The organism is Chryseotalea sanaruensis (assembly GCF_003990915.1).
GTDB classification, from domain to species: Bacteria; Bacteroidota; Bacteroidia; order Cytophagales; family Cyclobacteriaceae; genus Chryseotalea; species Chryseotalea sanaruensis.
Genome location: NZ_BHXQ01000002.1, coordinates 684569 through 707572 on the forward strand (window position 1 = coordinate 684569; position 23004 = coordinate 707572).

Consider the following 23004-nt stretch of genomic DNA (forward strand, 5'->3'; position numbering starts at 1 on the left):
GCAAGGGTTAATTTATATGAAGATTCTTTTATTAATAGCACTCACAGCGTTGACCACTGACTTGTTTGGGCAAATTGGTTATGTTAAACTAGATAATGATTCAACAATTACTGGCTACTTGAGATACTATGTTTCAAATAAAGATGGCCATCAGGGAATTGAGTTGTGGCGAACCAAGAAAGATAAAGATCCTCTTAAAATACCTAAGCGGATTATAAATGAATATGCAATCAAAAAGGATACGTTTAAGGTACTTCATCAATTCAAACCATTTCATGACTCTGAGACTTATTTCGAAATGGTAGACGCCAAGCTTAAATCAAGCGGAAAGGTTAATCTTTATTTTATAAAGAATAACCAAAATGCAATGATGGTAGGAATGTATACAGGAGGTGGCCTTGTACCTGCATTAATCACTGTAAGTTTAGGAGGGTACGATTACATGTATATTCTAGAACATAATGAAACGGGTTTTCTAAAAGCATTGCCCTCAAAAAAAGAAAGATTGTCTGAAGCCTTAATGGACTTTTTTCCAGAAAGGTATATTTTGAAATATCAAGAGGTAAAGGGCGAGATTAAGTATAATACCATCTATGATTTAGTCAAGCTATATAACTCAAAATGATAAAATCTTATTTCTGATAGCTAACGCTCAACAAACATATGCTTTAGGATATTCAGCACTTTAAAGGGATTTATAATCTTCCCTAAGTAACTGATTGCAGTTTTTCAGGAATAACGCTACATTCCATGTAGTAAACCAACCTGACCATGACCAACCGCAGATCGTTTTTGCAAAAATCACTTGCAGCCGCTAGTGCTTTTTCTTTGGCCCCACTCGCTGCCAAAGCCATCGCTGAAGATGTTGCTGATGCTTTACAATCCCTCAATAAACTCAGCCCGCTGCAGGCTGCCAACGATGAAGATTTATGGACGAGAATGGCACAAGCCTATACCGTTTCTCCTAATATTTTAAACTTGAATAATGGCGGAGTAAGTCCACAGCCGAAAGTAGTGCAGGATGCTGTAGATCGTTATTATCGCTATAGCAACGAAGCCCCATCTTATTATATGTGGCAGATTTTAGATAAGGGACGGGAGCCTGTACGCAGAAAGCTAGCAGACCTCGCAGGCGTTTCTCCGAAGTCAATAGCCATTAATCGTAACACCACAGAAGCATTGGCAACGGTTACGTGGGGATTAACAATGCAAAAGGGTGATGAAATCATCATGACAAAGCAGGATTATCCGAATATGATTCAGGCCTGGAAGCAGAAAGAAATGCGCGATGGCATTAAAATAGTCTGGCTGAATTTTACGTTGCCCACAGAAAATGAAGATGAAATTGTGACAGGATTTATCAATGCAACAACATCGCGCACAAAGATCTGGCACATCACACACATGATCAATTGGACAGGTCAGATTATGCCGGTAAAGCGTTTGTGTGAAGAAGCCAGGAAAAGAAATATAATTTCTATTGTAGATGGTGCTCATACTTTTGCGCACATGGATTATAAGATCAGCGATTTTAATCCTGATTACTTCGGCACCAGTTTACATAAGTGGTTGTGTGCACCTTTTGGCACGGGTATGCTCTATGTAAAAGAAGAAAACATTGCAGGGTTATGGCCATTATTCCCTAATGATAAACCGCAATTGAACGACATCAAAAAATTTGAATCTTTAGGCACGAGATCTTTTGCACCTGAGCAGGCTATAGGTCAGGCCATAGATTTTCACCATGCCATTGGCAGCAAGCGCAAAGAAGAAAGACTTCGCTATTTAAAAGATTACTGGTGTCAGAAGTTAATGAAGCATCCCAAAATAAAATTGACAATTTCACTTAATCCTGCCTATTCTTGCGCATTAGGCAGTTTCTCAATAGAAGGAATGGAACCGGGAGTAATTTCGAGTAGACTGATGAGTGAGCACCAGATACATACGGTTTCCATAGAATGGGAAAACATTAGCTGTGTTCGCGTTACGCCACATGTTTATACCACTACGCGCGATTTGGATAGGTTTGTGGAGGCGGTGTTAAAAATGTGCTAAGTCGAAATAAAAGAATTTCAAATTTGAAATTTCAAATTAGGTTTTGCTCAAATCTGATTCTTTTGTTTGAGTTATACTACAGATACATCGAACTTCTAACCTCTATCATCTAACTTCGATCGTCAATTTTTCAATACAATATCCTTCAAGCATTCAATCCAAAGAGGGTGACTATTCAGACTCTCCACCAACTGCACCTTCTCACCACCATGCTCTTCAAAAATCTCCTGGTACTCTTCACCAATCTCAATTGTAGTCTCTAAGCAATCAGCCGTAAAGGCCGGGGAGAAAACTAAAATCTTCTTCATACCTTTTCGAGCACAATCTTCAACCACTTTATCTGAGAATGGTTCTAACCATTTTTTATCGAGGCGTGATTGAAAACAAACAGTATATTTTTCTTTTGGAATATTTAACTTTTCAGCCAAGAGTCTTGTGGTTGCGTAACAAGTAGCCTTGTAGCAGTATTTGTTATCCTCATCAACTTCATGTTCGCAATTGTGGTTAGCACAAAGGTCGCTATCATACACTTTATCTACCTGGCGTTCAGGCAAACCATGATAAGAGAATAAAATATGATCGTACTCAGCAAGGTTGTGTTGCTTGCCGCGTTCTTCAAAACCTTTTATGTAAAGCGGGTGGTCGTAGTATTGACTGATAATTTTTAGCTCAGGTATAACCCACCATGTTCTGATTACACGCATCACTTCATCTAAGGCAGAACCTGTTGAAGCAGAGGCATATTGCGGAAACATCGGAACGATAATCAGGCGATCGTAATTTTTCTTACGCATCTCTTCTAACACAGAAGGTATCGAAGGATTCTTGTAGCGCATGGCCAAGTACACATCGTGTGTTCCTTCTAATTCTTTTTGTAGTAAATTCTTTACGTTGACACTGTGATAGAGTAGCGGAGAACCATTTTCTGTCCAGAGCTTTTTATAAACTTTTGCAGATTTAGGCGCACGAAAGGGTACTATAATTCCATTCACAAGAATCTTCCGCAGCAACCACGGGATGTCTATAACGCGCGGGTCGTTTAGGAATTGTGAGAGGTAAGAACGCACATCCGAAACAGAAGGACTGTCGGGTGTGCCCAAATTAATAAGTAATACGCCAGTTTTAGAACTCATGATGAACAAATGCTTTTAAACCAAACCCAAAAGTAGACGAAGAGTTTGTAAAATGAATAATTTTTAAAACCACACAGAACCTTTCCACACCAGCCAGCCATACACGGCAAAACGTGCAATGCGTGAAATACAGATAAGCAGAAAGAATCGGAAATTAAGATTAACAGATCCAGCCAACATACAAGTAGCAGAAAACGGAATAGGTGTAACAGCCCCTACAAAAACAAGGAAGCCTCCATAGCGCTTTAACTGCTTGTCGTATTGCTGTAAGTAACGTTCGCTGATTTTTTTATACAGCGCAGTTCTGGAAAAATTTTTACCTATCCAATAACCAATTACACCTGCTATGTACGAAAGAAGTGTAAGTATTGTAAGGTTAATAGCATATTGCGCCACGCTAACTTTATGCAGTACCCACACCATCATGAAAAGTTCTGGCGGCACCAGGCCAAAGACAACCTCCGACAAAAAGAATAAAGCATATAACGGCAGCGGCCGGCTATGAATGGCTTCAATATCTTTTTGGAAAGTGGTTTGTATATACTCTTCAGAAAAAATGAAAACAGTAATAATAATGGCAAACCAGACTAACCCTCTAAGAATGTTCTTAAAGAGAAAACCAGAGCGGGTTTCTTCTTGTGGGTTCTCCATCGGACTAGACATTCATTATTGGGTAACGCTTAAACTCTTTTTGTGAGTCGAATAATTTGCGATAAGTAGCATGTCGTTTAACAACATTAGGTGTAACCTGTTCAGCTACACGAATCATTTTAGAGTTAAAATCGCCAATCCAGTTCATTTCATACTCCTCATACCTGAGATACTCCTCTTGCATTACTTTTTTGAAAGCCATAATCATGCCTCCGTCTACACCTTTACCCTGATGCTCAGGCACTACGCCAAACAGAATTCCAAATGCTTTTTTATTGGTTTTGCGCCAGCGGTGATAAACGAACTTCAATTTCCCTAATAAATTCAGCTTGCCATTAACATGTTTGAAAATCTGATTTACCTCAGGCAGCGAGAGAAAGAAAGCAACGGGTTCATCTTTATAAAAAGCAAACCACAAAAGCTTTTCATCCATAATGGGTTTCATTTGCTTTACAATGTGTTTAGCCTGTGTTTCCGTTAACTCCGGAATTTCACCGCGCTTGGCCCATGCTTTGTTATATACATATCTTATTTTATCGGCCAGTGTGTTATCCGATTTAGAGATATATCGAAAACTATAGTCAGGATTTTTGGCAGCCACATCAGCTTTTACCTGCAAGCGACTATCAAGGTCGCCCATCATTGGCCTGCCAAAAGTTAACTGATAGAAGTAAACCTGAAATCCGTATGTTTCAAAAAATTCTTTGTAATAAGGGAAGTTGTAATTGCATTGGTAATTGGGTTCGCGTTCGAAACCTTCAACCAGTAATCCCCACCACTTATCGCGGTTGCCAAAATTAATAGGGCCATCCATGGCTTCCATGCCTTTTGCCTGCAACCAGTTTTTGCAGGTATCAAATAATAGAAAGGCCACCTCCTGATTATTGATACAGTCGAAAAAGCCCAAACCACCTGTAGGCTGTTCGTTGCCTTTGTTGGTGGTTTTATCATTGACAAAAGCAGCTACTCTGCCCACCACAGCTCCGGCTTCATCTTCTACTATCCAGCGAATACACTGGCCATGCTGAAAAGTCTTATTTTTCTTTTTATCGAAAACGGCCTCAATATCATTATCCAGAGGGCGGATCCAACCATGGTGGTTTTTATATAAACTGACAGGAAAATCAAGAAAAGCTCTGATGTGTGCCTGCGTTGTAACCTCAATAATTCTCATGCGGGCGCAAATTGCTCAATTTTTTTAAATCACGAAAAAGGGCTCTTTAAAACAAGCAAAGCGATATCAGGATCTATCGCTTATTAATTGGGGTATTTTCGCGACAATGCTGTTTATTTTATTAGGCAAAATTATATGAAAACGAGTGCCAATGCCTGTTTTACTTTGAACAGATATTTTGCCCCCTAATTTATCAACAGCATTTTTAACAATATATAAACCTATACCCGAGCCGTCAGATTGCTCAGAAGCGCGATAAAACATTTCAAAAACACGAGCTAAATTTTCTTCATTAATACCAATACCATTGTCGGTAAAACTTATATCAGCACGTAAGTTATCGACACGGATTTTTATACTGATTTCTGACTGAATACGTAAATCCAGATTTCTGTATTTAATGGCATTGGATATCAGATTGCGCAAAATTTCAGACACTCTCCATGGATCGCTGAAAAACTCTATACCGTCAATATTGATGTTACGCTTAATATCACTGGCACCATCTAAATAACTCAGGTCACTGAAAGTATGCGCAATCACTTCCTCCAGGTTTACTCGGGCAACGGATACATCTAGCTTAAGATTTTTTGAATGGCTCAATACATCGCTGATGAAATGATCTAGGCGATCGACTTTCTCTCCAATAAGGTCAATATAATCCATAGGATCATCAGTATTGCCAGGCAACTTAGCCAGGTTAACTAAACCAAGAATAGAGGAAAGTGGGGCACGTAAATCATGCGAGACTTTATAGACAAAGTTATCTAATTCAGTATTTCTGGTTTTAAGTTCTTCTTCTACACTTTTCCGCTCAGTAATGTCAACATATACACCATAAATACCGATGGTCATATTTTCCATCATAACCGGTACACCGTATAAAATCACGTTAATGATGCGGCCATTCTTATGTTTGCGAATCGTTTCTAAGCTTACCACTTTATGTGAGGTGATAAGGTTGTTAAGGTCAATGCCTTCATTCTTCAGGTCTTCCGGAACAATGAAGTCGTTCAGGTTTTTCCCTAGAAGTATTTCACGCTCATAACCGAACATTTCTGCAAAACCTTTGTTGACTTCCTGCACTCTGCCATTTTCATCAAGCATGACAACAGCCATGGGTGCACTTTCAAAGAGTTTAGTGAAGAGCATTTCGTTCTTCTTCATTTGTCGCTCTGTTTCTTTGCGCTCAGTTATGTCTCTAAAGACTACCTGAACAGCAGGTTCATCGCGATAAATAAATGGGAAGGCAGTAGCCTCTACAAAAATTTCTTTTCCATCAACACGTACAAACTTTTGCTCCAGCATGGGTACAGGTGCACCGCTCATTGCTAGCTGAATACGCTTAGCTACTTCTTCACGATAATCAGGATGTACAAATTGTGTTACGTCAGCACCAATCAATTCTTTAGAGCGTGATGCTCCCAGCGATTGATAAGCAGTTGTGTTTGCATATATTAATTTTCCATGCTTATGTATGACTATGCCTATTGGCAATTTTTCAACCAGCGATTGATAACGTATTTCGCTTTCTCTTAATGTTTCTTTTCGCTGGGTTATGTCCTCAATAATTCCTCTACGAATAATCTTTCCATCTTCTACCAGATCATGGTTCGAACGCATCTCCAGCCAGCGCATATGACTGTTTATGGTGGCGCGACCTTGCCAGTACCATTCACTTTTGGCCTCATGGCTTTCCTGTGCTGTTTCTTTTAGCTTGGGCAGATCGTCTGAGTGAATAATAGCATCCAGCAAGCTATGGTCTTGCATTAATGTGGCTGCCGGTATACCCAAAATCCGCTCACTGGCCTCACTCACAAAAGTGAAGTAACGTTTCCCGGAAGTTTCAATGGTGTATTCGTACAGTACGGCTGGCAAAAACCTGATCAGGTCTTGCATGGATATGCGGTTAAGGTTGGGGACTTGGTTTTAATACTAAAAAGGTATTACTACAAGATTGCAAGATACAGTTATCCATCGATTAAACAACTTTGTACCCTGTTGGCAGAATGTTATTTGGGCTATTCTATTACATCAATAATTTTATTGTGTTTGTTGCACAATGATCTACTCATGGCAAAATGTTTTGGTGTAAATGGGGCTTTTAACCCCTCGTCCATTTTTTGTATCATTGCAGGCTAAATTCAGGACTAGTTTTTGTAATGCGAACCAAAGCTCTTACACGCCTGCTCTTCACCCTTGCTGTGTTTACATGGCTGGCTTTGGTATTTACTGACCTCAGTATTCTATTCAGCACCTCAAATGGTCTTAAACCAGAGGTGGCAACCTGGCTCCCACGTCTGATCCTTAACATTTACATCGTTATCCTTTTCTATTATTATAAGTTTAAAATTGAAAGGGATGAATCACTCAATTTCATTGACCTTTTATGGCGTGTTTTTGCCACCGGCCTTATTTCAACTGTAATTTCTTTGTTGCTGCGCCTTGTTGAAACCTTACTGGGTGGCACAAAACTTACTAGCCATTTCTTATACATCGAGTTTACCTACCTGATCAACCTTGGCTTGATGGTGAGCGTGCTGCTATGTGCTTTCATGGCCTGGAAGCGTCTTATTTTATATCAAAAATCCAAGTGGTTAATTCGTCTCTGGACCTTTTTTGAGGCCGGTATGATCTTGTCGCTGCTGTATAACAGTTTAAGTTATCCTTTTGTACAGCAGTATTATGAGTATGTATTAGGACTTTTTGTTTTTGTGGGCCTGGTGCTTTCCGGCAACATGAAATGGGTGGCCTATCTTAACTTCCGACAAAAGTGGACAGGCTTGTTATTACTACTTTTAACCATTTTCTATCTCTTTTATATTTTCATTACATCAGGTTCGCTGGTTCCTGAAGATCTGTTGGTGAGCCAACGAGTAATCGACCACTCAGTACACATATTCATTTTATCCCTGATGATTTTTGTGTCGATGTATAGTATCTTCTCATTTCTGGTAATTCTATTCAACTTGCCAACCACTTCAGTCTTTGAACAGAAACTTGAAGAGGTAGTGAACTTTCAACGTATAAGCCAGTCGATACAGACCGAACAAAATGAAGAGAGCGTTTATAATATTTTGTTGGAAACATCAGTAAGCACTGTCTTTGCTGATGCAGCCTGGCTTGAAATAAATGGTAGTAAAGAATCGCACAGACTATATACATACGAAATCTCCGAGAAAGAAGCACGAGACATTATCGATCACTTGGCTAAACAGCAGGTTCGTGGCTTGTTAGACCAAAACCAGGACAAAACAAGAAACCTGTCTAAGCATTTAAGCTCATTACGCGGCTCTCGTTTCCGCTCTATTCTGGCTTACCCCATTTATGTAAAGGGTGATAATATTGGTACGCTCGCTTTGTTGAAAGAGCTCCCAGAAGGTTTCAATAAGGAAATGAATAAGATCGTTTCCACCTTTGCTAACCAAGCTGGTATTTCTATTGAAAACTTCCGCTTGATGGAAGAGGCACTTCAAAACGAACGTTACAAAGAAGAACTAAAAATTGCCAAAACAGTTCAAAAGAGTCTACTACCTCAACAGCTTGAATTCGATGATCATTTTGACCTCGTGGCTTTCTCTGAATCAGCCGATGAAGTAGGAGGTGATTACTACGACTCTTTACGAATTAACGAGCACCAAACGGCATTGATTATTGCAGACGTTTCAGGCAAAGGAACAACAGCAGCCTTTCACATGTCGCAGATGAAGGGGATATTCCATAGTCTGGCACAAGGTTGTACGAGTCCGGAAGACTTTATGTTCAGAGCCAATCAGGCCCTTATCCGCTGTCTTGAACGCGGTTCCTTTATCAGTGCTATTTTCTTTGTGATTGATACAGAAACTAAAAAAGTAAAATATGCCCGAGCCGGACATTGCCCGGTACTTTATTACAATAGTTTAACCGATAAAGCCGACTATTTTAAAGACAAGGGCGTGGCATTGGGTATGGTGCGCAATAAAAGCTATAAAGAGTTTATTCAACAGAATGAATTTACCTATGCTCCGAACGATGTAATGGTACTTTACACCGATGGAATTACCGAAGCAAAAAGTGTAAAAGGAGAACAATTTGGTGACGACAGACTAAATCAAGTGTTGTGCGAAGTGAAAACACTTTCTCCAGAACAAATTCAGGAGCATTTAATCAACCGTTTGTATGCGTTTTCGGGAACCGACAATATCGATGACGATTATACAACCATGATTGTAAAATTTAAAGAGAGAACATAATTAGAAAAAAACCGTTTAACCATGATACATATTAAGCGATTACAAGAAGACGGAGCCGATGTAATGGCGTTGGTGGGAGAAATTGATGCGAGTTCGTCTATAGACCTTGATTTGGCAATTGCCAAAAGTGTCGGGGAGGGTTTCACTAAATTATTAATTGACTGCTCAGCATTGGAATACATCTCCTCTGCCGGACTTGGTGTCTTTATGTCATATATCGAAGAATTTAGAGAAAAGAGTATTCAAATGGTATTGTTTGGTATGAACGAAAAGGTAGCAAATACGTTTCAAATATTGGGTTTGAATGAGTTGCTGAAAATCGCAGCAGACAAGGCAGAGGCAAAGAAAATGTTGGCATGATCTACAAGCAAAAAGTTGGCTGTAAACTGGAGAATCTAAAAACACTCCGCGACTTTATCAGAGAGTCCTTAGGTCGTCATGGCGTGCACGAGCTGCACATCAGCGAGATCGTATTGGCACTTGATGAGATGTGTTCAAATTTAATGATACATGCCCATCACTGTAACCCACTAGATCTTTTTGAGCTTCACATTACTGTTGAAAATGGTAAACCCATTGTTTTTGAAATTATTGATGACGGAACAGTCTTTGATATTAATAAATTTGACGAGCCAGCGTTGGGCAATCTTGTACACGACAAGCGTAAAGGTGGTCTGGGCATACGCCTTGTTAAATCTATTATGGATAAAATAGAATATATCCAACGCGATGGTGCCACTGTTTGCCGTCTGGAGAAGCTAGTACGCAAAGCCGTTGCTTAAATCATTTCCGTTCAGATGTCTACTATTCCATTAAGTAATTCGATTAATTTTTTTATGCTTATGCGACTTGTATTACGCCTGCTGTGTCTTTCATTACTCATCAACTTTTCTGGACAGGCTCAGTCAAAAGAAAAGCCTGTAACTATTTTTTCGGTTAATAAAAAATCAGTCGGTGCAGAAGAGTTTATTTACTTGTATCAAAAAAATCATAAAGGTCGCGAAGGAGAGTTCAACAAAGAGAAAATTGAAGAGTACCTTGATCTCTATATTAAATTCAAATTGAAGGTAGAGGAAGCACGCCAGCGTGGCATGGACACGACCACAAAATTCACTAAAGAATATCTTGGCTATAAAGAAGCCTTGCGCAAACCATACTTACCAGACAACAAACTTATCGATAGCCTTACACAGCTTACTTATAATCGTATGCTTGAGGAAGTAAAGGCAGCTCACATTTTAATTAAGGTTAATCCTGATGCTGCTCCTGAGGACACTTTACAAGCCTATAATAAAATACTGAACATCAGAAAAAGACTTGATGCCGGAGAAGACTTTGGCACGCTGGCAATGACTTTTTCGGAAGACCCATCAGCAAAAAGCAATGAAGGAAATTTAGGTTACTTTACAGCTTTTCAAATGGTTTATCCATTTGAAGCAGCAGCTTATTCAACTGCCATTGGTTCAGTTAGTAACCCAGTACGCACACGCTTTGGTTACCACCTTGTAAAGGTTGACGATAAACGTAAAGCACAGGGAGAAATAGAAGTATCGCACTTGTTGATACGTGTTGGTAAAGATCGTAATACTGAAAAGGCGAGGCTTCAAATTTTTGATATTTATGATAGACTACAGGGCGGTATGCCGTGGGGTGATCTTTGCAAACAGTATTCAGAAGATCAAAGCACGAAAGATAATGGTGGAAAACTCAGGCCATTTGGAGTTGGTGCCATGGCATCAGTCCCTGAATTTGAAGGCAATGCTTTTGGATTAATAAATCCAGGAGACTATTCTGCGCCATTTGAAACACAATATGGCTGGCACATAGTAAAACTCGAAAGAAAAATTCCGGTACCTGCCTACAATGAACTAGAGAGTAGTTTGAAGAGTAGAGTAAGCCGTGATGAGCGCATGCAGGTAGCAAAAGAAGCCATAGCTGTACATCTCAGAAAAAAATATGCTTTTAAAGAAAATGCTGAAGTAAAGAGAAAAGCAATGCTTTTGGCAGACAGCACATTGCAAAAAGGAGCGTGGAGAGCACCAAATGAAAATCTGAATACCCAAACCTTATTTACGCTGGAGAGCAAAGCAGTACCCGTTGAAAAATTCTTTGCTTACGTATCAACCAATCAGAAGCCTAATAAGCTTACCCCTGTTTTATATTTTAATCAGTTATATGAAAGCTTCGTAAATAACAGCATAGAAATGGTGGTAGAAGAGACACTGATGAGCACAAATGCTGACTACCGTTTCTTAAGTAATGAATATTACGAGGGTATTTTACTTTTTGATATAATGGAGAAAGAGGTTTGGAATAAGGCGTCAACAGATACAATCGGTCAGCGTAGTTATTTTGAAAACAACAGCGCCAAATACAATGCAAGTGAACGGGCACAAGCCACCATTTACAGTGCGGCCAAAAAGGAACCATTAGATGGTTTAGAAACTTTGCTAACGGCCGATTCTATTATCGAGAACGCTTACTTGAAAAAGAATGGTATTCGCATGGATCAGGGTAGATACGAGAAAAATGAACGTGCTGTATTAGACAAGGTAAACTGGGCTCCGGGACACCAAAAAATAGAGTTAGACGGAATTTATTATCTTGTAAAAATTGACAGCATACTGCCGGCAGGCAGTAGAACGTTTGAAGAAGCAAGAGGATTGCTGGTAGCGGATTATCAAACATATTTGGAAAACAAATGGCTTGAGACGCTACGCAAAAAATACCCTGTAAAGATAAATGCAAAAGGAAAGAAATATGTATTGGGCAAGCTCACCAAAGCAGGCTGAGGCTGATCAAAACGAAAGCAGACAAGAAGTTAAATGCTATATGGCTTTTAGCCTGGCAGCTTTATGTCTGCTATTTTCTTCGTGCGATTTAATCAAAAGGAAAAGTGAATCAGAAACCGATAACATAAGGCCTTCGGTCGCTCGCGTAGGCGAAACCTATCTTTACCTGGATGAACTTACAGGAATAGTACCTCCAGGCACACCAAAAGCGGATAGCATAACACGTATGGAAGCCTACGTAAACAGCTGGGTGAGGAAGCAGTTGTTGATAAGGCAGGCAGGCAGGCAGATAGACATTAACAAAGCCGAGGTAGAGCGAAAGTTGCTAGATTACCGATATAGCCTTATCGCCTATGAGTTTCAGACCTACTATATCAAGCAGAACCTTGATACGGTCGTAGCACAATCGGAAATTGAACAATATTACAAAGAACATCTCGACAACTTTGTGCTCAAGCAAAACATCGTGAGAGCAACCTTCCTAAAGGTACCTCAAAGTGCGCCACGTACAAAAAAAGTTAAGGATCTCATCTTTTCTACAAAGGAGAAAGATGTTGAAGAACTTAAATCATATTGTCTTAGTTTTGCAGCCTCTTATCATTTATCTGATTCAAGCTGGATGGAGTTTGACGAACTGGTGAAAGGAACACCCTTGGTGGGGATTCCTGACAAAGTGCAGTTTCTGAAACGTACGCCCTATTATGAAACAAATGATGAGGCCTATCTGTACTTTTTGAAGGTTGATGAATACCGAATCTCGGATAACGTTTCCCCACTTCAATTTGTAAGGGATGATATTGTGAATGTTATTTTAAACAGGCGCAAAGTTGAGCTGGCAAAAAAGCTTGAAGAAGAAGTATATAGTAAAGCACAGGAGACTAATGAATTTGAACTTTTTAACAAATAATATGAAGCAGTTAAAATGCCTTGGGCTGGTTCTTTTGCTGGTGACATCTGCCTATGGCCAAGAAGAGAACAAGGGGTTTGTGGTTGATGAAATCATAGCTAAAGTTGATAATTATATTGTGTTAAAGTCTGAATTAGAGCGGGCTTATCAGGATTACATTACCAATGGTGGTACACCTTCACAGGAGGCGAGATGCCAATACCTTGCCATTCTTGTACGCAACAAATTAATGGTTGCGAAAGCAGAAATAGATTCGGTGATTGTAGAAGAGTCACAGGTTGATAATAACCTGCAACGCAGATTTGATCTCATTCTTGGGCAGTACAATGGTTCTCCTCAGCAATTGGAAGCGGCCTACGGCAAATCAATTGATCAGATCAAGGCTGATATTTATGATCTTGTTAAAGAACAGTTAGTTGTTCAAAGAATGCAGGAAGAAATAACTAAAGATGTTACTGTAACTCCGGCAGAGGTTAAGCGCTTTTTTAATAAAATACCTAAAGACTCTATTCCTTTTTTATCAGCTGAAGTAGAAGTTGGACAAATTGTGCGTGTGGCCAAAGTAAGTGATGAGCAGAAAGAAGAAACAAAACGCAAGCTCATCGCCCTGCGTGAGAGAATTTTGAAAGGTGAAGATTTTGCAACTTTAGCCAGACAGTACTCAGAGGATCCCAGCGTGGTAGCCAACGGTGGTGATATGGGTTTTGTTGGACGGGGTATGATGGTGCCAGAATTTGAAGCAATGAGTTTCAAACTTAAAGCAGGAGAGATATCAATGCCTGTAGAAACAGACTTTGGATTCCATATTATTCAGCTGATTGATCGTAGGGGTAATGAATACAACTCACGTCACATTTTAATGTCACCAGCTCCTTCTAATCAGGATTTGAAAGATGCTACAGATTTTCTTGACAGCATTCGTGTTCTCATCTTAAACGATAGCATTAAGTTTGACAAAGCAGCTAAAGAATTTTCGGATGATGATCAAACAAAAAGTTCAGGTGGTTTTTTTGCAGACCAGGAAGGTGGGACCTTCGTATCAGTTGATGAACTTGATCCGGTTATCTTTTTTAGCCTGGATACAATGAAAGTAGGTGGCGTTTCAAAACCCGTAGCCTATAGAACTGACACCCAAAAGGATGCAGTAAGAATTTTCTATTACAAATCAAGAATTCCTCCACACGAAGCTTCTTTAAAAGACGATTGGAATAAAATTGAAAGTTTTACCCTGAACGAAAAGAAGAACAGACTTTTATACAAATGGTTTGAGAAAGCCCGTCAGGATGTGTTCATTAGCATAGATCCTACTTATGACTATTGCAGACTTTTGGAATAAACGATGATGAAGCCATTTGCTAACGATGTTGAAGCTGCTGATGCACTGGCGGCTTCGTTTAAGAAAATGCAGGCAGAGATTGGTAAGGTAATTATCGGTCAGCATGACGTTGTACGTCTCTTACTTACAGGTATTTTCTGCCATGGACACTCGCTTTTAGTGGGTGTGCCCGGATTAGCTAAGACTTTGTTAGTTCAAACGATTTCATCGGCCCTGGATTTGGACTTTAAACGTATACAGTTTACGCCCGATCTTATGCCATCAGATATTGTGGGTGCAGAAACCCTCGATAAGGAACGCAACCTGAAATTTGTTAAGGGCCCTATATTCTCCAATATAATCTTGGCTGATGAAATAAACAGAACCCCTCCAAAAACGCAGGCGGCTTTACTTGAATCTATGCAGGAGTATACCGTTACTATTGGCGGTATTAAATATCAATTACCACAGCCTTTTTTCGTGCTGGCTACTCAAAACCCGATAGAACAAGAAGGTACTTACCCACTTCCTGAGGCACAGCTGGATCGCTTTATGTTTAACATTTTGCTTAACTACCCAAGCATGGCTGAAGAAATTGCCGTGGTTAAAGCAACCACTAGTGACAATGTCTCAAAGGCGACCAAGGTAGTAAGTGCTGAAGAAATTGTAGCCTTCCAGCATTTAGTAAGAAGGGTACCAGTTCCGGATAATGTAGTAGAATATGCGGTAGCACTTTCAAGCAAAACCAGACCACAAACAAGTGGAGCTTCGCCTCTGGCTAACGAATACCTTGAGTGGGGAGCAGGCCCAAGAGCCTCCCAATACCTGATTTTAGGAGCCAAATGCAACGCACTTTTCAATGGCAAGTACTCCCCGGATATTGAAGATGTTCAGGCCATTGCTCAACCTGTGCTTCGCCATCGCATTGTACGCAATTTTAAGGCCGAAGCTGAAGGCATTAGCGTTGACGACATTGTAACCCGTTTGATGCAGTAAAAGCCTTTGGTCCTTCCATTTTACCTTTATACTTTAAATTCTGGCTTCTAACTTCTAACTTCTAACTTCTATCTTCTATTTTTGCGCCTTATGGCGAATCAAGAAGACAACCTTTTCAAAAATGTTATATCCCATGCCAAAGAGTATGGTTTCATATTTCCCTCCAGCGAAATTTACGATGGACTTAGTGCTGTTTATGATTACGGACAAAATGGTGCCGAATTAAAGAACAACATCAAGGAATACTGGTGGAAATTTATGACACTCCTTCACGATAATATCGTGGGAATAGATTCAGCCATTTTCATGCACCCCACCATTTGGAAAGCTTCCGGTCACGTGGATGCTTTTAACGATCCGATGGTTGACAACAAGGATTCCAAGAAGCGTTACCGTGCAGATGTTTTGGTGGAAGATGCCGTTGCTAAACTTCAGGATAAAATTGATAAAGAAGTTGAGAAGGCAGCCAAGCGTTTTGAGAATTTTGATAGCGCCATGTTTATCTCAACAAACGCGCGTGTAGTTGAATACCAAAAGAAAATAGATGAAGCCAATGAGCGTCTGAAGTCAGCCATGAATGATGGAGATATGGCGGCCATGAAACAACTCATTGAAGATTTAGAAGTTACTTGCCCTGTTTCCGGCACACGCAACTGGACAGAGGTTCGTCAATTTAACCTGATGTTCTCTACTGAAATGGGTTCAGTAGCCGAAGACGCCAACAAGATTTATTTGAGACCTGAAACAGCACAAGGTATTTTTGTCAACTTTCTAAACGTGCAAAAAACAGGAAGGATGAAAATTCCTTTTGGTATTGCACAAATTGGTAAGGCTTTCAGAAACGAGATTGTAGCGCGTCAGTTCATTTTTCGTATGCGGGAGTTTGAGCAAATGGAGATGCAGTTTTTTGTGAAGCCGGGTGAGGAAATGAAGTGGTACGAATATTGGAAAGATAAGAGAATGAAGTGGCATAAAACGTTGGGCTTAGGCGATAATAACTACCGCTTTCACGACCACCTTAACCTTGCACACTACGCCAATGCTGCCTGCGATATACAATTCAATTTTCCCATGGGATTCAAAGAATTGGAAGGTATCCATTCCCGCACAGATTTTGATTTAAAAAGCCACGAAAAATTCTCCGGGAAAAAATTACAATATTTTGATACTGAAGCCAACCAGAATTATATCCCTTATGTAGTAGAAACCTCTGTTGGTTTAGACCGCATGTTTTTATCAGTGCTTGCTTCATCCTATCAGGAAGAAAAACTAGAGGACGGAAGCGATAGGGTTGTATTACGCATACCTGCATCGTTGGCACCAAATAAAGTTGCAATTCTGCCATTAACTAAGAAAGATGGTCTTCCGGAAAAAGCGATGGAGATTATGAATGAACTGAAGTTTGACCTTCGTTGCTTCTATGAAGAAAAGGATGCTATTGGTAAACGTTACCGCAGACAAGATGCCATTGGTACACCTTATTGTATAACTATTGACCACCAGACGTTACAAGATAATACAGTAACCATTCGTGACAGAGACACCATGAAACAAGAGCGCATCTCTGTTGATGTTTTGCGTGCCAAGTTAATGGATGCATGTTCAATCAATAATTTGTTAAGAAAAATTTAAACTGAATGCTCACCATTTTCATTTTCGGAACGATCATTATACTGGTGTTCAGTTTCCGAAATCAGGTGGCAGAAGGATTTGGCCAGGTGGAGGTAAAAACTGCTGCATTGCGTAGCAAAATATTGCCTGTGCCTGCATCATATATAGAAATACTTAACAAATACTTCTACTATTATCAAAAACTTTCTGAAAAGGATAAAAGAGAGTTTGAACAACGGATGATGCATTTCTTAATGACCAAAAAATTCATCCCTCGTAATTTCACTTTGGTTACCGATGAGATGAGGGCAACGATTGCTGCTACCGCAGTTCAGCTTACTTTTGGTTTACCTGCTATTTACTTCTTACATTTTAAAAAAATACTAATCTATTCTGACGACTATTACTCTAATATTACCAAACGCTATCACAGAGGTGAAGTTAATCCGGCCTTCGGCATTATCGTTTTATCCTGGCGAAGCTTTGTGGATGGTTTTATTAATCCAGACAATGCCGTTAATCTTGGACTGCATGAAATGGCACACGCCCTTCGATTAGAAAATATGGTGAGAGATGAAGAATTTGGTTTTCTGGATGAAGAGGCCCTCGAACACTTTAACCAAAGCGCATACGAACTCTGTAACGATCCTGAGAAAAGTTTCCAATTCTTCAGAGCATATGCCTGTACCAATGAACATGAATTCTTTTCTGTAGCCGTGGAAAATTTTTTCGAACGGCCACTTGATTTCAGAAACAATCTTCCTGAGTTATACCAAACTATGGTTACGCTGTTAAAGCAAGATCCAATTAAACTACTAAGTCATGAATAGTGTATTAAACAAAAATGTGTTTTTTGTAAAAGAACACGTTAAGGTATTTAAAGCATCCAACAGTTTTGACATCTACGATCCGGAAACACAACAGATAGTGATGCAGGCACGAGAAGAACGCCTGGGTTTTTTCACAAAACTATTTCGCTTTACAGATTATAAGCGAATGACACCCTTTGAAATTGATATCAACACACCAACAGGCCAGCGTATTCTAACAGTGAAGCGCGGGACGACATTGTTTGTATCAACAGTAGAAGTACTGGATGAGCACAATCAGTTGATCGGAAAGTTTAAACAAAAGTTTTTCTCTATAGGAGGTAAATTCGAAGTATTGGATGTCAATGAACGCTCTCTTTGCTGGTTAAAAGGGAAGTGGACAAGCTGGGACTTTAAGTTTTTAAGCAATGATGGTAAGGAATTTGCAACAGTAACAAAAAAATGGAGTGGCTTTGGTAAAGAGTTTTTTACTTCAGCAGATAACTACGTTTTGCAGATCAGTAACGAAGTACCGGAAAATCATCCGTTGCGTCAATTAATTTTAGCAGCAGTTATGTGTATTGATTTGGTGTTGAAGGAGTAGAAATTGAAAGCCTTGTTATAAACAAAACCTTCGAAATTCCGAAGGTTTTTGTTTTTGACCACTGGTGTAACCAAAGACATCTATCTTCGAGAAAGCTATATATTCGTTATACTAACTGAAGTTTATGAATAAGATTGCTTTGCTCTTTTTGCTATTTGCCTTTGTGGCTAATGCTCAACAAACCCAAAAACCAATCCTGCACGGTAAAAACTGGATGGCTATTACCGGCAAACCTTTAGCGGCTACCGCAGGAGCTATGGTTTTTCAGAAGGGTGGTAATGCTGTTGATGCATCGTGTGCTATGCTTGCAGCTACTTGCACGATGTGGGATGTACTCAGCTGGGGAGGAGAAACACAAGCAATCATTTACAATCCGAAAACAAAAAAGATAATCGGCATTAACGCATTGGGCGTTGCACCAACTGGAGCCACTCCAGAATTTTTTAAAGAAAAGGGTATGAACTACCCACCACAATACGGACCACTGGCAGCAACAACACCAGGAACACCTGGCGGACTGATGTACATACTGGCTGAGTATGGTACCATGAGTTTAAAAGATGTACTCGCACCTGCTATGCAACTAGCAGATGGATACCCGATTGAGGCACAAACTGCAAATGCCATGGAACGTGGCAAAGCACAAATCAAAGAATGGCCATACTCAAAAGAAGTTTTTCTACCTCATGCCGGAGAGAAGCGTGAAGCACCAGTAGCAGGAGAAATTTTCAGACAAGCTGATTTATTGGCTACGCTACAGAAATTAGTTGATGCGGAACAACAAGCGCTAAAAAAGGGCAAGAATAGAAAGGAAGCTATTTATGCAGCTTACGATCGTTTCTATAAAGGTGATATCGCCAAAGAATTTGTGCGAGGCAGCAAAGAGCAAGGCGGCTTAATTACAGAGCAGGATCTCGCATCTTGGAAAGTGATAGAAGAAGAGCCACTTCACGTAAATTATAAAGGGATAGAAGTATACAAACTTTCGCAATGGACACAAGGCCCCATGTTGCTACAGTCTTTAAACATTCTTGAAAATTTTGATTTGAAGGCAATGGGTTTCAATTCTGCCAAATACATTCACACCTTGTATCAAACCATGAACCTGACTTTTGCTGACAGAGATTTTTACTACGGAGATCCTTACAAAGCCCCTGAAGAACCAATAAAAGGTTTGTTGTCGAAAGAATACGCAAAGGAAAGAGCCAAAACTATTAACCTCGAGAGCAATGATGCAAAGACAGCGCCTGGCGATCCTTATCCTTTTGAAGGAAAAATAAATCCTTATCAAGATTATTTGAAACAATGGAATCAGGCAGCAGTAGAAAAATCAGTACTTACGCCTATGGATGAAGAATGGTTGAAGAACCAATTCTTAGGCACAACATCCATCGAAGCAACGGATAAAGATGGTTGGATAGTATCCATGGTGCCGAGTGGTGGTTGGTTACCGGCTACCATTGCAGGTAAAACAGGTATTGGTATGAGTCAGCGCATGCAGAGTTTTGTAACCGATCCAAAATTAAATCCATTTAATGTTGTTGAACCAGGTAAGCGCCCACGAGTAACACTTACGCCAACATTGGCAATGAAAGGTGATAAACCTTTTTTGGCTTTTGGTGTACAGGGTGGCGATACACAAGATCAAAACTTGTTGCAGTTCTTTTTGAACATTGTTGAGTTTGATATGAATGTACAGGAAGCCTGTGAGGCACCAAACATCAATACAGATCAATTGTATTTATCACTAGGTGGTGAAGACCGCAAACCAAAACCAGGTTCCATATTACTACACGACAGCACTCCGGCTTATGTAAGAAGTGAATTGCAAAAGATGGGGTATCGCATGCGCTTTAATGAAAGAACATCAGGGCCGATTAATGCAATATTTTTTGATTGGAAGCACGGCAGTTTCTGGGGTGGCTCCAGCAACCATGGCGAAGATTATGGTATAGGTTGGTAAACAGCAATGCTCAATCAAAAGCTCAATGAAAATCATTGAGTTTTTTGTTTTTAATACTTACTTATAAAAAATGAACCACAACTTATTACCATACTGAAAGTAAAAGAACCAGATGAATTTGGATGCTTGGTCAACCGTATATCAAATTAAATGTGATTCCAAAGATATTATAGTGCTTCAGTCGGTTATGAAGATGCTTAATATGAAATGAAAGCATAACTTTACAAAAAAATGATTATGCGATTAATCTACGCAGTGCTATTCTTTCTACTGTTAAATCAGTACGCTTTTGCGCAAAGAACTCCTAAAGTAACAAAGAGCCAAACTAAGCAGCTAACACCGGAACAGCGTCTGGTACTTGAATCAAACCGCAAAAGTAAGGGGGGCAAGAAAAAACTGAGCATGAAAAGGCGGGTAAGAATTGATAAAAAACAAGATAGAAAGGCGCGTAAAATCAGACATAGCGGTCATAATTCCGAAAAAAGGATTCAAAGAAATCAGACTATATAAAATGGTGTTGCCAAAAATGATTTATGGTTCTCATTTCGAAATCAGTATCGAATAATTTTACAAAGAAGGCTTAAGCCACTGAGATGTGACTTTTTATTGATTTGTAGTTACTTCATATCACTTAAATCGTTCATCAGTTATTTCGCAATCCTTAGTCTATAATCATCAAGGAAATAATTCTTTTAAACTAATATGAGCAGAAGGCAGAACGCCTGTAACTAGTTCTTCATCATTGTAATGAATGATTACAGTTGAAGGTTCTTTAACTTGCTTATCTGCCTTGGCAATACAATAGTACATTCCCGAATAATCTACATTATTAATAATGCCCAAATCGAAATAATGGCAGTATTGGTTTTCGCATAGATCAATTTTAAACAAAGCGTTCTCAGCCCTGTCTGCGAAGTGTGGTTGCTTAATAATTCTTAGTAACCCATCAATTAAGTTGGCGGGTTGGTACACAACGGGCTCAACCAATCCACTTAATAAAACTTTTATGGTAGCAATATCAATTTCACAGTTGCGCTCGACTTCGGTAAAAGAGATTGTATGAAGATGTATATTGGAGAACATAGCGTCAAGTCTGCCTACAGAAATAAAACTTGTAAAACTTTTTTGACTGTTTGGCGAGCTGATTGACTTATCTATGTGTAGAAAAGTAAGTTGCTCACCCATTAAGTTTGAGCTTGATTTGATATAAAGAGATCTTTCTACGATTAGCTTTTTTGCAAGGTTATTCGACACAAGGAGTTCGGTAATAATAAAGTATAACTCGTCATTGGAAAATGAAGCTAGTTTTTTGGGGATTTGGCTGAATATTTCTTTGATCATAACCAAATATAATATTTGAACACTATAGTATTCAACCACACAATTATCTCCACAATAGCTTGCTCAAGGTGAAAAGAGATTTAAAACCAGCCTTTGCGATGACTTTAAAAAATCTGCGGATAAATAGTGGGCTTAGTCAACAAGCCTTGGCAGATTATTGTGATTTGGAGCGGGTATATATATCCAAACTAGAGCGAGGTTTATCTATGCCATCCATAGAAACAATTTTTAAAATTGCAGAAGTGCTTGATATGAAGCCTTCTGAGTTAGTTGAATATGTTGAGAGGACATTGAATAAATAATTTCATGAATTATTGGATCACTTAAAATTGAACACGAAAAAGTTGTATAGCGTTGACTGTTCTTCGCAACTTGATTACTAGAAAGACTTGTAAGGCCATACAATGTTGTCATGCAGTGAATCATATCATGAAAACAAATAAAACCGACTGTGGCATTAGTTGTCAATAAATCCATATCCATGATTTAACTTATTGAACAATAAAACGAAAACAGTACTTAATCTAAAAAAACAATAGAAAATAGATAAACAGATTTTTTACAATCTCAACTATGAGAATAACGCAACAAAAGAACGCATCAATCAATAATAGTAACAATTCTCTTATTGATTTCATGACTCTGTCATCCAGATATTCGAAGTTGGAGCTCATTCCATACGATGCTTTGCTGCGCACAAAGGAGTGGATTGAGAAGAGAACAGAAATTCTAAAAAGGGACGGTCATGTCTGCACAAGATGCAAAAGACGGTCAACAAAACAGTTCAAGGCAAGGGATATCCAACAAATGATCAAAACCGACAAAAAGAAGGTTGACTGGTTTAGAGTTGGAAATGATTTAAAACTTCCTGACCAAATTGAAGATAGTCACTATTGGTTTTTCTCAATTGAGACACTTAATAAGTCAAGCGCTTATTATAGGGATTGCAAGTATCTAAAGTACAAAGATGGCGATTCTGTGTTCGCTTTGATAAAAGCTTCTAAAAGGTATTCCCTCAACATCCATCACAAACTTTATATTATTAACAAATTGCCATGGGACTATTTGGATTCGGACCTTGAAACAATTTGCAATTGGTGCCATTGGGAGTTGCACGAGACTGAGAAGGTAAAGAGCTACAAAATTGTGGAAGGTGGACTGGAGCCAACAAGTTTAACACCCTGTGAAAGATGTAATGGTGCAGGATGGCTCCCAAAGTATGAACATGTTGAAGGCGGCTTATGCTTTAAATGCCTTGGCTTCAAGTTCGAGGAGCTCATCCAAAGTAAGAAATGAATTCAAAAGATGATTTCTGACAATTTATGTCGTTCCTTTAAAGTAATAGCCTTTTATGGCATCAGATTATAGCTATTCTTAAATTTCCACCATACTTTTCGAGTTGGAATCTTACAATTTGAATA

General features: G+C 39.3%; 21 protein-coding genes. 16 read left to right on the plus strand and 5 right to left on the minus strand.

The annotated features are described in order from the left end of the window. Positions 1-16: 16 nt before the first annotated feature. Together SanaruYs_RS07400 and SanaruYs_RS07405 are read left to right on the plus strand one after the other, a co-directional pair. Complete coding sequence (locus tag SanaruYs_RS07400; protein ID WP_127121883.1) at positions 17-625, plus strand: hypothetical protein; 609 nt, start codon at positions 17-19, stop codon at positions 623-625. A 146-nt stretch (positions 626-771) separates the two neighbouring features. Beyond that, positions 772-2055, plus strand: coding sequence for an aminotransferase class V-fold PLP-dependent enzyme (locus SanaruYs_RS07405; RefSeq protein ID WP_127121884.1), 1284 nt, complete (start codon positions 772-774; stop codon positions 2053-2055). A 122-nt stretch (positions 2056-2177) separates the two neighbouring features. Here the strand turns inward: SanaruYs_RS07405 and hemH are convergent, their stop codons facing one another. The 4 genes from hemH to SanaruYs_RS07425 all read right to left on the minus strand — a co-directional run bounded on the left by hemH (position 2178) and on the right by SanaruYs_RS07425 (position 6912). Then, the gene (gene hemH / locus SanaruYs_RS07410; protein WP_127121885.1) at positions 2178-3188 is read right to left on the minus strand and encodes a ferrochelatase; all 1011 of its coding nucleotides are present in this window, start codon (positions 3186-3188) and stop codon (positions 2178-2180) included. Between the two features lie 63 nt (positions 3189-3251). Beyond that, the gene (locus SanaruYs_RS07415) at positions 3252-3839 is read right to left on the minus strand and encodes a YqaA family protein (RefSeq protein WP_160118605.1); all 588 of its coding nucleotides are present in this window, start codon (positions 3837-3839) and stop codon (positions 3252-3254) included. A gap of 4 nt (positions 3840-3843) precedes the next feature. Further along, positions 3844-5013 (minus strand): hypothetical protein, encoded by a 1170-nt coding sequence (locus SanaruYs_RS07420; RefSeq protein WP_127121887.1) that lies wholly within the window; start codon positions 5011-5013, stop codon positions 3844-3846. A 66-nt stretch (positions 5014-5079) separates the two neighbouring features. Continuing rightward, positions 5080-6912, minus strand: a complete 1833-nt coding sequence (locus SanaruYs_RS07425) for a PAS domain-containing sensor histidine kinase (RefSeq protein WP_127121888.1) — start codon at positions 6910-6912, stop codon at positions 5080-5082. A gap of 263 nt (positions 6913-7175) precedes the next feature. Here SanaruYs_RS07425 and SanaruYs_RS07430 point away from each other — a divergent pair, with 263 nt between their 5' ends. From SanaruYs_RS07430 to SanaruYs_RS07485, 12 genes are all read left to right on the plus strand, one after another. Beyond that, a complete protein-coding gene (locus tag SanaruYs_RS07430) occupies positions 7176-9245 on the plus strand; it encodes a GAF domain-containing SpoIIE family protein phosphatase (RefSeq protein ID WP_127121889.1) in 2070 nt (689 codons plus the stop codon). Positions 9246-9266: 21 nt separating this feature from the next. Further along, positions 9267-9605, plus strand: a complete 339-nt coding sequence (locus SanaruYs_RS07435; protein ID WP_127121890.1) for an STAS domain-containing protein — start codon at positions 9267-9269, stop codon at positions 9603-9605. Next, the gene (locus SanaruYs_RS07440; protein WP_127121891.1) at positions 9602-10027 is read left to right on the plus strand and encodes an ATP-binding protein; all 426 of its coding nucleotides are present in this window, start codon (positions 9602-9604) and stop codon (positions 10025-10027) included. The genes SanaruYs_RS07435 and SanaruYs_RS07440 overlap by 4 nt, the downstream gene beginning before the upstream one ends. Before the next feature lie 60 nt (positions 10028-10087). Further along, positions 10088-12037, plus strand: coding sequence for a peptidylprolyl isomerase (locus SanaruYs_RS07445; RefSeq protein WP_160118606.1), 1950 nt, complete (start codon positions 10088-10090; stop codon positions 12035-12037). Then, on the plus strand, positions 11988-12944 hold the full coding sequence (locus tag SanaruYs_RS07450) for a peptidyl-prolyl cis-trans isomerase (RefSeq protein ID WP_246011869.1): 957 nt from the start codon (positions 11988-11990) through the stop codon (positions 12942-12944). The genes SanaruYs_RS07445 and SanaruYs_RS07450 overlap by 50 nt, the downstream gene beginning before the upstream one ends. Position 12945: 1 nt before the next feature. Continuing rightward, a complete protein-coding gene (locus tag SanaruYs_RS07455) occupies positions 12946-14280 on the plus strand; it encodes a peptidylprolyl isomerase (protein WP_127121893.1) in 1335 nt (444 codons plus the stop codon). Positions 14281-14283: 3 nt separating this feature from the next. After that, entirely contained in the window at positions 14284-15255 is a 972-nt protein-coding gene (locus SanaruYs_RS07460; RefSeq protein WP_370684882.1) for an AAA family ATPase, read from the plus strand. Positions 15256-15345: 90 nt separating this feature from the next. After that, a complete protein-coding gene (locus tag SanaruYs_RS07465) occupies positions 15346-16887 on the plus strand; it encodes a glycine--tRNA ligase (RefSeq protein ID WP_127121894.1) in 1542 nt (513 codons plus the stop codon). A 5-nt stretch (positions 16888-16892) separates the two neighbouring features. Then, the gene (locus SanaruYs_RS07470; RefSeq protein ID WP_127121895.1) at positions 16893-17696 is read left to right on the plus strand and encodes a zinc-dependent peptidase; all 804 of its coding nucleotides are present in this window, start codon (positions 16893-16895) and stop codon (positions 17694-17696) included. Then, complete coding sequence (locus SanaruYs_RS07475) at positions 17689-18279, plus strand: LURP-one-related family protein (RefSeq protein ID WP_127121896.1); 591 nt, start codon at positions 17689-17691, stop codon at positions 18277-18279. Before SanaruYs_RS07470 ends, SanaruYs_RS07475 begins: the two co-directional genes overlap by 8 nt. Before the next feature lie 124 nt (positions 18280-18403). After that, positions 18404-20242, plus strand: coding sequence for a gamma-glutamyltransferase family protein (locus tag SanaruYs_RS07480; RefSeq protein WP_127121897.1), 1839 nt, complete (start codon positions 18404-18406; stop codon positions 20240-20242). Positions 20243-20479: 237 nt separating this feature from the next. Continuing rightward, the gene (locus SanaruYs_RS07485; RefSeq protein ID WP_127121898.1) at positions 20480-20752 is read left to right on the plus strand and encodes a hypothetical protein; all 273 of its coding nucleotides are present in this window, start codon (positions 20480-20482) and stop codon (positions 20750-20752) included. 165 nt (positions 20753-20917) lie between these two features. On the opposite strand, the gene SanaruYs_RS07490 is transcribed toward SanaruYs_RS07485, so the two are convergent. After that, positions 20918-21583, minus strand: a complete 666-nt coding sequence (locus SanaruYs_RS07490; RefSeq protein WP_127121899.1) for a hypothetical protein — start codon at positions 21581-21583, stop codon at positions 20918-20920. 68 nt (positions 21584-21651) lie between these two features. On the opposite strand from SanaruYs_RS07490, the gene SanaruYs_RS07495 reads away from it, so the two are divergent. After that, entirely contained in the window at positions 21652-21885 is a 234-nt protein-coding gene (locus tag SanaruYs_RS07495; RefSeq protein ID WP_218022385.1) for a helix-turn-helix domain-containing protein, read from the plus strand. A gap of 271 nt (positions 21886-22156) precedes the next feature. Then, positions 22157-22879, plus strand: coding sequence for a hypothetical protein (locus SanaruYs_RS07500; RefSeq protein ID WP_127121900.1), 723 nt, complete (start codon positions 22157-22159; stop codon positions 22877-22879). The last annotated feature ends 125 nt before the right edge of the window (positions 22880-23004 follow it).